10 protein-coding genes and 1 pseudogene are annotated in these 13,611 nt (G+C 42.7%); 9 read left to right on the top strand and 2 right to left on the bottom strand.

The window, feature by feature from the left end:
- Window position 1 precedes the first annotated feature (1 nt).
- From ASL11_RS26385 to ASL11_RS26425, 8 genes are all read left to right on the top strand, one after another.
- Entirely contained in the window at window positions 2-1,249 is a 1,248-nt protein-coding gene (locus tag ASL11_RS26385; protein WP_056621465.1) for a DUF4153 domain-containing protein, read from the top strand.
- A 29-nt stretch (window positions 1,250-1,278) separates the two neighbouring features.
- Window positions 1,279-2,145, top strand: coding sequence for an MBL fold metallo-hydrolase (locus ASL11_RS26390; RefSeq protein ID WP_056621466.1), 867 nt, complete (start codon window positions 1,279-1,281; stop codon window positions 2,143-2,145).
- 176 nt (window positions 2,146-2,321) lie between these two features.
- Entirely contained in the window at window positions 2,322-3,086 is a 765-nt protein-coding gene (locus ASL11_RS26395; protein ID WP_056621469.1) for a sugar phosphate isomerase/epimerase family protein, read from the top strand.
- Window positions 3,087-3,197: 111 nt separating this feature from the next.
- Window positions 3,198-4,139 (top strand): methylenetetrahydrofolate reductase, encoded by a 942-nt coding sequence (locus tag ASL11_RS26400; RefSeq protein WP_056621471.1) that lies wholly within the window; start codon window positions 3,198-3,200, stop codon window positions 4,137-4,139.
- Between the two features lie 391 nt (window positions 4,140-4,530).
- Window positions 4,531-7,599, top strand: a complete 3,069-nt coding sequence (locus ASL11_RS26410) for a DUF4132 domain-containing protein (protein WP_056621476.1) — start codon at window positions 4,531-4,533, stop codon at window positions 7,597-7,599.
- 46 nt (window positions 7,600-7,645) lie between these two features.
- Complete coding sequence (locus ASL11_RS26415; RefSeq protein ID WP_056621478.1) at window positions 7,646-8,209, top strand: MOSC domain-containing protein; 564 nt, start codon at window positions 7,646-7,648, stop codon at window positions 8,207-8,209.
- A 19-nt stretch (window positions 8,210-8,228) separates the two neighbouring features.
- Window positions 8,229-8,939, top strand: coding sequence for an aspartate/glutamate racemase family protein (locus tag ASL11_RS26420; protein ID WP_056621480.1), 711 nt, complete (start codon window positions 8,229-8,231; stop codon window positions 8,937-8,939).
- On the top strand, window positions 8,929-9,477 hold the full coding sequence (locus ASL11_RS26425; protein ID WP_056621482.1) for a GNAT family N-acetyltransferase: 549 nt from the start codon (window positions 8,929-8,931) through the stop codon (window positions 9,475-9,477). Before ASL11_RS26420 ends, ASL11_RS26425 begins: the two co-directional genes overlap by 11 nt.
- A gap of 21 nt (window positions 9,478-9,498) precedes the next feature.
- Here the strand turns inward: ASL11_RS26425 and ASL11_RS26430 are convergent, their stop codons facing one another.
- On the bottom strand, window positions 9,499-10,614 hold the full coding sequence (locus ASL11_RS26430) for an AbrB family transcriptional regulator (protein ID WP_235550585.1): 1,116 nt from the start codon (window positions 10,612-10,614) through the stop codon (window positions 9,499-9,501).
- Window positions 10,615-10,738: 124 nt separating this feature from the next.
- Here ASL11_RS26430 and ASL11_RS26435 point away from each other — a divergent pair, with 124 nt between their 5' ends.
- Window positions 10,739-11,404: a hypothetical protein gene (locus ASL11_RS26435; protein ID WP_056621484.1), complete on the top strand. Its 666-nt coding sequence runs from the start codon at window positions 10,739-10,741 to the stop codon at window positions 11,402-11,404.
- A 353-nt stretch (window positions 11,405-11,757) separates the two neighbouring features.
- Here the strand turns inward: ASL11_RS26435 and ASL11_RS37700 are convergent.
- Window positions 11,758-13,431, bottom strand: a pseudogene (locus ASL11_RS37700) (glycosyl hydrolase).
- Between the last annotated feature and the right edge of the window lie 180 nt (window positions 13,432-13,611).

Below are 13,611 nucleotides of genomic sequence, written 5' to 3' on the forward strand. Positions count from 1 at the left end.
TGTGGACAGTAACAATCTGATCATTAAACATATGGGCAACCCCCACGAGCTTGAGCGAATGTTTAGAAAAGAACCTGAGGCTTTTAGAAAAACATTCGCTTACGCTTGGGAACAAAACCCGAATTCGCAGGTACTTGCCACTTGGTATGAGAGATTGCACTTCAAAGAAGATGTACATACAGAAAAGGCGTCCTTGTTTCAAAAGGACTTCTTTATCATGGGCATTTTGGCGATACTGGCTGGGATCATCACACGGATCCTTTTCCATTTTGTCGAACAAGAGACAATCGCTCCAATCAATCTTGTTTTTGGTGTGCTACCATTTATTGCGACCTTCTTTGTATGCAGCAATCCCCCACGGAGACATGTTATATATATACTTGCAGGGTTGTTTCTTGTCTCTATCATATATGTGAATATACTGCCACTCGAGCAGAATGACAGTATACTTTTATCTTATATACACCTTCCTATTTTCCTATGGGTGTTAGTGGGGCTTGCTTTTACAGGAAATGAATATCGACGTGGCAGCGTCCGCTTAGCCTATCTTAAATTTAATGGTGAACTTGGCATTCTTTACGCGACTATGGCCATAAGTGGTGTATTGTTAACAGGTTTGACTATGCAGCTATTTAGATTTGTGGGCATGGATATCTCTGAATTTTACTTTAAAAATGTTGTGTTATTTGGAGCTGTCGCGCTATCCCTTGTGGCGACATATCTCGTTTCGCGCAATCTTAAACTTGCCAAAAATATCGCGCCTTATATCGCCAAAATTTTCAGTCCGCTTGTGTTGGTAACTTTGTTGGTCTATCTGATAACGGTTATGGTGGTTGGGAAAAATCCGTTTTTGGATCGAGATTTCCTCCTTTCCTTTAATGGCATATTGCTTTGTGTACTAGCCGTTACCATTTTCTCCATTACAGAAAGCGGAACAGATGAGAAAAAGAATATTTCGGATTATATAAACTTTGCTTTACTTGTGCTAGCACTTATAATTGATAGCGTGGCAGTATCAGCCATCGTCTTCAGGCTTTCCTCTTATGGGATTACGCCTAACCGGATTGCTGTTCTAGGTGTCAATATATTGATTTGGGCTAATCTTATTTGGATTATGGTTTCATATCTGCTTTTCTTACGAAATAAAACAGGACCTTCTACCATCCAAGACGCCGTAACGAAGTATTTACCAGTCTATGGAGTTTGGGCTGCTTTTGTTGCATTTACGTTTCCTTTTATTTTCAAATAAAATAGCTATACCAATGGAGTGTAACCGACATGGGAAGAGAACGTTTAAGACCAATTTACAATGCTGGTGAATCGTTGTTGAAGGAAATTCAACGTACGCATGTCCCAGACGATGGGGTAGCAATCTGGAGTTTGGGTCAAGCCGGGGCTTTGATTAAAGGCGGTAGTTCAGACGAAGTCATTTGTATCGATCCTTATTTAAGTTATTCGATTGAATTGGAAAATCCCGATACGGAATTTAAAAGGGAAATTCCGCCGCCGCTTACGCCCCAGGAGCTAGATGTAAACATCGTATTACTCACGCATTTCCATAATGATCATATGGATTTAACTACGATCAAAGGTGTTTCTGTGTCTCATCCAGAGACGAAATTCGTGGCACCAGCATCACATGTGAATTTGCTGCATGATATAGAAGTGGATGCAAGCAGAATCATTGCTGCCAAGCAAGGGCAGGTGATTTCCGGACGTGGTGTTACCATAACTCCTGTTGCGGGAGCGCACACAGCGTATGAGACGGATCAAGATGGGAATCAGTATTATTTGGGTTATTTTATCGAAATCAATGGCGTGAGAATCTTCCATACGGGAGACACGGTTGTCACACCAGAGTTGATCGAGCATGCCAAGCAATTTCAGCCTCATGTTACACTTCTTCCAATAAATGGAGGCGATTATGCACGGACCTCAAGAGGAATTGTAGGCAATATGAACTTCCGTGAAGCGGCAGATTTCGGCGTTGAGATTGGGAGCGATCTACTAATCCCTATCCATTTTGATATGTTTTCCAATAATCGTGATAACCCGGCCTACTTCGTTGATTATTTGTTCCACACGTATCCTGCGCAGAAGTTCCATATGATGTCCGCGGGAGAGCGATTTATCTATTTTAAATAATTGAAATAGATTGAAATGATAAGGGCTGTCTTATGGCAGTTCTTCTTTGTGTTTCGCAAGGTGATTTTCTTATAATAGATCATACTTTTGTACAAATAAAAGATCCACTTCGTGGTTATTTCTTGGTATATTAAATAGGGAGAATTGAACTTATAAGCCGTTAGGGAGGAATGTACATGTACACATTTGGATGGTGCAGTGGGATTCAAGAGGCGGAGAGACTTAAACAATTGGGCTTTGATTATATCGAATGCGCGCTCGTCGCATTAAATTTAGAGGATGAAGCGGATTACGCCGCCAAGCTTCCCATGTATTTGAACAGTCCGCTTCCCGTACAGGCATTTAGTATATTTTTCCCTGGAGACTTGAAAGTGGTCGGTCCAGAAGCCGATGAGGAAAGAATCAGACGCTATGTCCATAAAGCTGCAAGCGCTTTAAATAAGATTGGAGCCACAACGGCTGTTCTCGGCAGTGGAAAAGCACGTCAAATTCCAGATGGTTGGGAACGTAATCGCGCAGAGCAACAGCTTCTTCAGCTACTAGCACGAATCGGAGATGAGTTCGAAGGAACGGGTGTTACACTGGCCATTGAACCCTTGAATCAAAAGGAATCCAACATCGTGAATACGGTTTCGGATGCAGTGATGTTGGCCAAGCAGGTTAATCTTCCAACGATTCGAGTTTTGGCAGATTTCTATCATATGGATGAGGAGCAAGATCCGATTTCCACCCTGATTGAAAATAAGGATTGGCTTCAGCATATTCATCTTGCGGATACGGGACGGTTGTCACCTGGCACAGGTCAATATCCCTATGATCAATTCGCGGCAGCGTTGAAGGAATCTGGCTATGCTGGGATGATTTCAGCGGAGTGTACCGTTCATGATCCTGAGAAAGAATTCGCGGCAAGTTTAGCTTTTATGAGAGCGAAGTTCATGTAGAGATCCTACCGAATTGAAAAGGATTTAGCTAAAAGGGGTCGAAATATACAATACCGAGTAATTAACTATGATTTCATTTTCGGGAATTAGGCAGATAAGGTTGTGACGCATTTGTTAAAAGACAAAATTCTTAGAAGAGAAACAGGTATCATTACATACGGTATGACACCTCCTAAGGAAACACATTCGCTAGAGAAAATGGCTGAAATTTCACACAAACAATGTGAGCGACTTCAGAAACTTCAAATAGATGGCTTAATTCTCTATGATGTTCAGGAGGAAAGTGATCGCATCGATCAAGATCGTCCTTTTCCCTATTTACAGACGGTTGACCCGACTACGTATAGTAAGACGTATTTGAGCAAGTTACATATCCCGAAAATTATTTATCGATGTGTGGGGAAATACACAGAGGAACAGCTGGCGGAATGGATTCAAGCTGATCTTGAAGAGGAGCGATTCTCCGTATTTGTTGGGGCCTCTTCCAGTAAACAAGATGTTCACATGGGTCTGCCAGAAGCATATGCGTTAAGCAGAAAGCTGAATGAAAATCTAACTTTAGGGGCCGTCGTAATCCCCGAAAGACACATGAAAAAAGATGATGAACATCTCAGAATGATCAACAAAATAGCGAGTGGCAGTCGGTTTTTCATTTCCCAAGCGACCTATAACGTTGAAGCGTCGAAGAATTTCTTATCGGACTATTATTATCATTGTAAAGAGAATAAGCTCGACATGGTGCCGATCCTTATGAATATTGCGCCTTGTGGCTCGACGAAGACCCTTGAGTTTATGAAATGGCTTGGCATCTCCATTCCCAAATGGTTGGAAAATGATTTGAAATATTCGCATGATGTCTTGGATAAATCCGTATCGGTTTCCCAACAAATATTTGAAGAAATTTTCGAATTTGGCCTTGAAAAAGGGATTCCGATCGGGTGCAGTGTTGAAAGTGTCTCCACACGAAAAGTTGAAATCGAAGCTTCGATTCAATTGGTGCATGAAATCAAAGCTATGATGGCGAAGAAGATGAGATCATCGTTTGTTTTTTAAGAGTATGAAAGAAGAAGGAGCAGATCTGCGTTAGCAGATGCTCCTTGTTTTCATTTTAGCTAATCGAAGGGGAATCACATTGACAGAACAAAGTTACGTAAACGAAATGACAGATGTATTACAAGCGATAGGTATTACGGAAAGCGAAATTCGAACATGTTTAGCGTATATAAACGGCAACCTCCTGGAAGTTGAGTTGTTGGGAAACGTATCACCTATAGACTTCAAATAACTGCAACGGGAACAGCGTCGCAAAACATGGGCATTGCTGTCAACGCTTAGGAAAAAGAAGGTAGATCCCATTAGGATCGGAAGGTATTTATCTTTATTCATACACATAGGTAAGGACAGTTTTCTAGAAACTAGCGCAGATTATAATATGGAGGATGCATTGTGGCGAAGAGGATGTTTACGTCTTGTCACCCAATACGAAGTCCCCTACACCATCGTTTGGGAATGGATGCTATCGAAGAGCAAATTTGTCGATTATCGAGGAAATCCAGAGTCGTATGCCTTGGAATTTGTGGAATTAATGGCACAAAGTGAGCCTGAACTATTGCACAAGTTGTATCCGGACCAAGATGCTGCTGTGCAGCCATATATCGCTGCTTTGTTAACCAAGCATAACGGTGAAGATTATGAAGCTTTAGCATGGTTTGAAAAACATTTTCACCAACTTGCCTCGGTTGATCATTTGGAGATAGATAAAAGAAGTCAATTGAGAAATTGTGTTTATTTGGCTGTTACAGTTAAGAATCACAGTCATGTTGCATCCGAATACCTGAAAAAGCTGATTAATGAGGACCCGAATGCTTTTGTAACGAATTGTAGAATGGCCTTTTATCATGATCGTGACAAGGAATTACGTAAGATCCCTGGTATTTTGGAAGAGTTTGGAGCTCTTCGTGAGCACTATCTCATCAATCTTGCAGAGCCTGGTCTTGGAAGCCGTGACGGGTCCTATGACGATGTATTGAGAGAAGAATTCGCTGCTCGACCGGAGAGCTTTTGGAAAGCAATTGAGATGTCACAAGGGTTGAAAACCATTCATTTGTGCCGAATAGTCTGGGAAAAAGAGGAGGAAAAGCCGTACTTAAGCGTAGCGCTTCGGGAATTTGCAAGTTATTTGGATAACTTGATTCCGAATGATCCTCAGTTACACGCCTATTTTAGAGGAGAGATCCCATTTGTAGATGTTGAAAGATACCTATGTCATCTACATGAGACTTCAACCGGGTCTAACTATCGTAGACTGCTTGATTTGAAGGATCTACGCAACCTTTCCGAGATGTTTGATAGGGGATTGTGTTTCTTAGCTTATGCTGATAAGGAAACGCTATGGATTATGGGCAGTTGGCTGTCTGATAAAGGATTCACTGTGACAGAGCTTGTTGAACGAATTACCAACGCTGGTGGTGATAGCAGCATATTGCTCCCGACGATTGTTATGAAATCTTATGCACAACATTCCTCGGGTGATGAGGCCTTCAACCAGACAGGATATCATTTTTTGAAATCCTATATACAGGTTCAAGGCGAAGTCATAGTAGCCCTTCTTCAGGCATCTGATGATAATAAATATACGAAGAAGTTTCTTCTCGAAGAGCTTTCCCAATCCAATCATGAAAAGTACATGCCTCTCATTTCCACCTATTTGAAAGATGATAATAAGGTGGTAAGGGATACAAGTATCGCATTGCTACGGGACTATCCTGTAGCATTGCCTTATGTGAAGCCACATCTTAGCCATAAAAAGCCCGCAATTCGAGAGTCAGCGGTGCAACTCTTGTGCAGCTGGAATGATGAGTCTTCCCACTTGGAGCTGGAGCGCTTGTTAGAATCAGAGAAGAATGAAAAAATCAAAATGCTTATTCTAAATACGTTAAAAGAAAAACCAGAGATCACGGATCAAGAACCGATTAGCCAAGACGAAATCACATCTTATTGCAGGGCCAAACTCAAACATGCCAAGCTTCAACAATTAGATTGGATCCCTTTCAATGAATTACCGCTTATACGACTAAAAGCGAATCAACAAGTTATTGAACCTGTCATTAGCCACTATTTGCTGTATACTTTCGCTATTCAGAATGAGGTCGTGATGAATTGGGAAGCTCGATCGGTGGCAGAACATCTTGAATTGGAAGATCTTTCTCAAGTAGCGTGGATGCTCATGCAGTTCTGGCTTGAATCAGGTGCAGATGTTCAAAATAAATGGATAATGGCTTTTGCTACGATGTTTGGCGATGAGCGAATCATTAACCAACTGCACGCTTGCATCCTGAAGTGGCCATTAGAGTCAAGATTAGTACTAGCAACGAATGCTGTGAAAGCATTGGTGATTTCAAAGAAGAATTCTGGCTTGCTTATAGTTGATCAATTGGCTAGAAAGAGCAAGTTTAAGCAAGTAAAGAAAACAGCTCAGGATGCTTTAGCTAAAGCTTCTAAAGAACTTGATATCGATCCAGAGGAGCTTGCCGATCGCATCATTTCTAATCTCGGTTTCAATTTGACTGGTCACAGAATTCTCCAATATGGTGAGAGAGAGTTGAAACTGATACTTACCAAAACGTTGGAAATCCGAATTGAGGATGCTGAAGGCAGATGCTACAAATCCTTGCCGACTCCTGGGAAACATGAGGATGAAACGCTAATTAAGTCAGCAATGGATGAATTCAAACAGTTGAAGAAAGAGCTAAAGCTTATTATGAATTCCATGGCAATCCGCTTAGAACAAGCGATGTCTACGCGGCGCTATTGGACGAAGCCAGCATGGGAAGAGCTTTTTATACAGAATGCCATCCTTCATGTCTTTGCACGCTCATTAATTTGGGGGACATATTCGGAGGCGAAAGAGTTGCAGGATACCTTCCTCTATTTGGATGACGGAAGTTATTATTCTGCGGATAATAGTTCAATTGATCTCGATGAGAATTTGTATATTCGGCTTATTCACCCGCTAGAACTGAATCAAACTTCCATTGAATTATGGAGGAAACAGTTGGAAAAGCTTGAGATTACTCAGCCTGTCGCACAACTAGATCGAAAGGTATTTATACCAGAGCAAGATGAATCCCTGCGTGTTGAGCGCTTCGGTGGCGTGCAGGTAAATGGGTTTTCGTTACTAGGGAAATTAATCAATGCTGGTTGGCAACGTGGCTCCATCGTGGATGGAGGAGGTTACTATGAGTTTTTCAAAGAGAATGAACATCTTGGGGTTGGCGTGAATTTAACCTTTAGCGGAACTTCGGTAGGGTATGAGGACGAAACTGTGACAGTATACGATCTAGTCTTTTATTTAGCTGGTAAAGTGAAGAGAGGCCCTTACATCTACAGTAACATTCCAGAGGAAGAGTTGATTCGCCCATCGGATATTCCAAGTCATTACTTTAGTGAAACTCTATATGAAGTAGATCAAGCATTGTCAACGCGAGTTGGCTTTGTGGAGGATTGGAAGTAAAATAAGGTTGAAAAGAGTTTTTCAAATCGGAGAGGATGAGTTAGGAATGGCCATAAACCATGAATCTCAAATTGGAGAAGTTCTGTCAACCAGTCGGAATGCAACACATTCGTTCAGTAAACAGACTTTCGAGGGCATTAGGCTCCTGACTGGACTAGGCGTGGAAGGCGATGCACATATGGGAAAGACGGTAAAGCATCGCTCACGTGTTGCACAAAATCCGAATCAACCCAATCTTCGCCAGGTTCACCTCATTCATTCGGAGTTATTCGACGAATTAGAACGTTCAGGTTTTCACGTAAATCCCGGTCAATTGGGTGAAAACATTACAACACGTGGCATAGATTTACTTGGACTACCAACCGGAACAAAGCTAACCATCGGTGTGGACGCTGTCATTGAAATTACTGGACTCCGTAATCCATGTGCGCAAATCGATCATTTCCAGTCAGGGTTGTTGCAAGCCGTATTGGATCATGATGAAAATGGCAACCTCGTCCGAAAGGCAGGAGTGATGGGGATCGTATTAACTGGCGGAGACGTTCGAGTTGGTGATGAAATCCGCGTTATCCTACCTGTGGAGCCCTATCGTCCGCTCGAACGAGTATAGAGAATGAAAGGAAATCGGTATGAAAACAATTGGATTAATAGGTGGTATGAGTTGGGAATCCTCTTTGCTCTATTACCAAATCATCAATCAGCGGGTAAAGGAAAAATTAGGTGGGCATCATTCGGCCAAAAGCCTCATGTATTCGGTTGATTTTCATGAGATCAAGACGCTTCAGCATGAGGGTAAGTGGGAGGAAGCAACAAGTGTCATGATCGAATCCGCTCAAAAACTGGCATCTGCCGGTTCGGATTGTATCGTCATTTGTACGAATACGATGCACAAGATGGCCAAAGAAGTTGAAGACGCCGTATCCATCCCGTTGCTTCATATTGCGGATGCAACTGCCAAGGAGATCGTAAAAGCTGGAATTAAGAAAGTTGCTTTACTCGGCACAGCCTTTACGATGGAACAAGATTTCTACAAAGGCAGACTTGTAGATAAACATGATCTTGAAGTACTCGTCCCTCCTGCAGACTCAAGGAAAATTGTTCATGATATTATATACGAAGAGCTATGTCTCGGAACGATAAAGGAGGATTCCAAGCAATCCTATATAGAGATCATCCGAGATTTAGTCAATGAAGGGGCAGAAGGGGTTATTTTGGGCTGTACGGAAATTACGCTTTTGATAGCTCAGCAAGATGCGACGGTTCCTTTATTCGATACAACGAAAATTCATGCTGAATATGCGGTTGATTTTGCATTAAGGGATGTTGAACATGATTTATGAGATAACGACACGGTGGGATGAAGCGCTTTGGGAGAAAGCGGAGCACGTATATAAAGAAGCCTTTCCTGAACATGGCAGAAAAAATCGTGCACTCATCCAAAGCATGTTCGAAAGAGGGATTTGCATGTTGCACACGTGGAGTCTTGATGAAGATGTGGTTGCAATGGCACTTACCGCGTTGAATACCAAAGCACGAATTCTTATTATCGATTATATTGCGGTTCGCCAAGAACAGCGAGGTCATGGTGTAGGCTTGACATGTTTGCGTGACATTCGAAACTGGGCTGAGAACGAAGCAGGCTGTCTGGGCATCGTCATTGAGGTCGAGGCTGAACGTTCCAAAGAAAATGCCGATCGGATTCGATTCTGGGAAAAAGCTGGATTTCATTTGACCGATTATGTCCATACCTACATATGGGTCCCTGAAACTTATCGTGCCATGTATGTGAGCTTAGGGGCGTTCGAACAGCATGACGGGAGACAATTGTTCGACTATATTACCGAATATCATGAGAAAGCCTATCGAGTAAAAGGGTAATGAGAATAGCCCACTCCTTAATTAGGAGGGGCTATTTCTGATAATCTTTTTGGTTGCGCTGTATTTGAACAGCATACGTAATAGTGGTGGTACCGCAAAGAATATGAAAAAAGTGCGAAATAACTGATAGCCAACAACGACGGATAAATTAGCATTAATTTCGTGAGCGATGATCCCCATTTGGTCCATTCCGCCTGGTGCTAGACTGAGTAAGGCCGTTGATTTAGAGATGGCATGCAGCTTCATAAAGATAAAACTGAGTCCAAATGAGCCTAGAAGAAGGACTAGACTACTGCCAATTGCAAGCGTGATAATCTGGACCTTGTTGTTGAGTTGAGCTGGTTTGAGCATTAATCCAACTTGGATACCAATCATGATTTGTGCTGCATTAATTATCCCTGTTGGCAGCGCTGGTCCATGAAGTCCCAGTAGTTGAATGATTGCCGTACTGAAGGCAGGACCGAGCAAAAAGGCAGTTGGAAATTTAACTTTATTACCTAGAAGTGCACAACTGATACTGACTACCGCGAAAATGAAGATATTCGGTGTTAGGGCACCCCAGTTTGCTGTCGTCGTTGTTACCGATTGAATCAGAGTTTCAACTGTATGCTGATTACCCATGATCGGACTAAACACTAGCAACGGTACACTGATAACGATCATCATGAGGCGAATGACTTGCAAAACGGTAACGATGGTTAAATTGATACCCTCCGTTTCTTCTGCCAAAATAACCATTTGTGTAAGACCGCCAGGTATACTACCAAGCAATGCCGTTTTGAAGTTAATTCGAGATAGCTTGGAGATTATGTAGGCAAGGAATACGCAGAGTAGCATTAAGAGCAGTGTCATGAGCAGCATGGAAGGCAGTTGAATTGCCATTTCATGTAAAGCTGTCGCGGTCATGGAGAGACCAATCGTGTATCCGACAATGATAAGTCCTGCGTTTCTAATTGGGGTAGGCCATGCATAACGCTCTTTGAACACATTGGAACCAATGAATACCGCGATCATCGGTCCAAGCAGCCATGGGATGGGAATATGTATAAGTTGGAACAAGTAACCCCCTAACAGGGCAGTAATGAGAGCCACGAATAGTTTAATGGGTTTATGTAAGAAGATCTTATTCATTACCATGGATCCAATTCACCACCTTGACAGAACTGTACTTATGTTAGCACAGTTCTACTAAGCGTTCAAATACGTCACAATTTTGTTAATTAAGCCTAAAAACCAATACGGAAAGTCGAGGTAAGTCATCATGATCATAAGAAGGATGTATCGTGCTGAATGGCAGACAGGGATGAAGGACGTCGGTGTAAAAGCACTAGAACTAGACAAACAAGCACAATTGCTGGTAGCTCAGGGTGAGCTAATGACAGCTGCAGCCTTCGTCTGGCGGGACAATTTATTCCTCTATTATGAGTGCATGAGCAGAGAGGTGTTACCTGATGAAGTGGCTGGAGCTTCGGTTCCTTTTTTGAAGGAATGGCCAGGACAGGAACAGCCTCGGAAGTGGATATTAATGATTGATGTATTTCATTTTAACGAGCCTGCAAGCGCTGAGCATTGGTTGAGAAAAGAGCCCGTGGTATCGCGGGTGGGAAGAGTTGCGCATTTGAAGCCTGAGATGATAAGTAGTTACATCTATTATCATTATCAGCTGCAAGAGGAGCGTGCTTTTCACGGGGAAAAGTATGAAATCATTGCAATGCATGAGAACGTTCTATTCGGGTATCAAGAATTTCCCAAAGTGATCGAGGAGCCTGTTGTGACAGGACGTCTGAGCACGAAAGGAACCCCTGAGAATTGGAACGATTCGCGGATGGATCTGCATTTTCAGCCATGGGAAGAGGATGGTCATTTGTATTTTAAGCCGATTGATCAAGTGTTTGCTTATTATGTGGGAGATTTGAAAGAATCTTAGAAAATTAAGTTATCGTCAATGAGTGTAGGCATCTATAAATTGAATAAAGGTGAATGCAAAAAAGACACCCCACGGGGTGTCTTTTTTGATGTGGAGTAAGCGAATCTTACACCATTTTTATGGCTGAGATAGTCGAAATAATCGACTATCTCGAAGGAAAGCAGCGCCATTGGAGGTGGGATAGTCGAAATAATCGACTAACTCAAAGGAAAGCGGCACCTTTGGAGGTGAGATAGTCGAAATAATCGACTAACTCGAAGGAAAGCGGCGCCTTTGGAGGTGAGATAGTCGAAATAATCGACTAACTCGAAGGAAAGCCGTGTCTTACCCGGTAAGATAGTCGAAATAATCGACTATTTACTAATAAAAACATTATCCATATAGTAGATGCCCGTAGTATCAGCTGCAACCCCAACTTTTAACCGGCTGACATCGGATGCTGCTGTATTTTTGAAGCTGAATTGATTGGCTTTTTTCGCGCCATTGACATATAAGTCAAACTTTTTGGTATCGGTGTTCATGATAACTTTGATATCATACCAGATGCCATTGGTGATGGGTTCAATACTCGAAAGCGTTGTTGCACCATCATATACCTTTAAGTAATTGCCTTGTAGGCCCACATGCAAGGCTGCTCTGCTCGAACTGTCATACACAATGAAGTCTTTCCAATTAGCATCTTCTGTCCGTAAGGTGGCTTTGAAGGTTACGATGCCGGTTTGCGGGGTGAACGTTTTCTCAGCGGTGGCAGCATTCGTTGTGCTTGTTTTATTGATTTTCATGCTGCGATCTGGACCTGTGGCTAATCCCACAGTTGGGACGTTCTGCACAGTAACAGTGCCCCCAGTGGTAACCGTACTCCAGTTAGACGGGGAAACACCTGCAGCCGAGTAACCATTCATGGCGTCCTTGAAAATGATGCTTTCCGAGACGAGCGTTCTTCCGAAGGCAGGCACTTCGTCTCTCGTGAGTGTTACGGCATTATTGTAAAATTGTGTGATGGTGTAAGTATCATTGCCCGGTCCATTTGCAGCGGGGTAACCGTAGAACTGATTGTCCGCCCAACCGATAGCCCAAGTAAGGAACCAGGTATAATTAAAATCCGTTTGAACAGCAGACTCAGAAGGAAGCAAACCAACCTCGGACAAGCCATAACGCTTATTGCCCATGACAGTTGCCAGTTCACTGTTCCCATTTGTAAACTTCGCATCCCCACGGGCTTGTGTATAGATATCAGCTCCACCGAGATCCACATAAGAGGAGCCTGGGTAATAGTTGCTGTTAACGGCATTATTATCATCACGTCCCGGAGCCCATACCCAAATAAGGTTGTTCAAGCCGTGATAATTGGTGTAGCGGTCGTACATATTTTGCCATAACTTTTTGTAACTTGCTGCAGACTTACCACCCCACTAGAAGCCGATGTTCATCTCGTGATAAGGTCTCCAGAGCACGACCACCCCTTGATCCCGAAGTGATTTCAAATAGCCCGCCATCGTATCAATATGCGCTAACCATTTGTTGTACAAGGTGGTACCAGGGGTTGTGAGCGAGTCGAAATCCGTCTGTGACATCGAACTGATCACACTGTTCCAGCCGCCAGCATCAACTGTAGCATCCACCGGGTTTGTCTCATGCCAAGAAAGGGTGACAAGTCCTCCTTTTTTCCAATAGTCCGTCGCATGATCAACAATGAAGGAGCGCCATTTGCTGAGATCGGAAGCGTTCGTCACGTTGTATAGAAGATCATAACCAATCATCGCCGGGTATTTGCCAGTCAAATTATAGAGGTGATCAGTCTCTAAGTAGCCATAATTTTGCCCTCGTACGTACTGTCCAGAGATGATTTGATTATTTGTTTGGACGGTATCGAAATAATTCAGAACGTCTTGCACAGCTTGCGTCGCATTGGGATTAACAGGGGTTGCAGCATGAGCTGTAGGTCCACCTATTGAAGGTAAACTGGAACTGAGCAGGACCACAATGAGTGTTGCGGTAAGTAATTTGGACAACCATGTGTTTAACATTATTCATTTCCTCCTTGATGGGTGCTTGTGAATGGTTTGGATACATTCTTTGCTGGAACAAATAGAAAACGTTTACATTATTATCATCCCTCCTCTGATGCGAATGGTACAATTGTAAATGCTTTGAAAGGGGAAGAAGTCTAAATTTTTTGGAAACAAGTTATGGATCTTCGGATATTA

It is taken from the genome of Paenibacillus sp. Soil750, assembly GCF_001428045.1.
Lineage (GTDB): Bacteria > Bacillota > Bacilli > Paenibacillales > NBRC-103111 > Paenibacillus_E > Paenibacillus_E allorhizoplanae.

Excerpts from the sequence above, each read along its gene's own strand:
- ASL11_RS26390 (WP_056621466.1), top strand. The coding sequence starts at position 1,279 with ATGGGAAGAGAACGTTTAAGACCAATTTACAATGCTGGTGAATCGTTG.
- ASL11_RS26395 (WP_056621469.1), top strand. The coding sequence starts at position 2,322 with ATGTACACATTTGGATGGTGCAGTGGGATTCAAGAGGCGGAGAGACTT.
- ASL11_RS26415 (WP_056621478.1), top strand. The coding sequence starts at position 7,646 with ATGGCCATAAACCATGAATCTCAAATTGGAGAAGTTCTGTCAACCAGT.
- ASL11_RS26420 (WP_056621480.1), top strand. The coding sequence starts at position 8,229 with ATGAAAACAATTGGATTAATAGGTGGTATGAGTTGGGAATCCTCTTTG.
- ASL11_RS26425 (WP_056621482.1), top strand. The coding sequence starts at position 8,929 with ATGATTTATGAGATAACGACACGGTGGGATGAAGCGCTTTGGGAGAAA.
- ASL11_RS26430 (WP_235550585.1), bottom strand. The coding sequence starts at position 10,614 with ATGGTAATGAATAAGATCTTCTTACATAAACCCATTAAACTATTCGTG.
- ASL11_RS26435 (WP_056621484.1), top strand. The coding sequence starts at position 10,739 with ATGATCATAAGAAGGATGTATCGTGCTGAATGGCAGACAGGGATGAAG.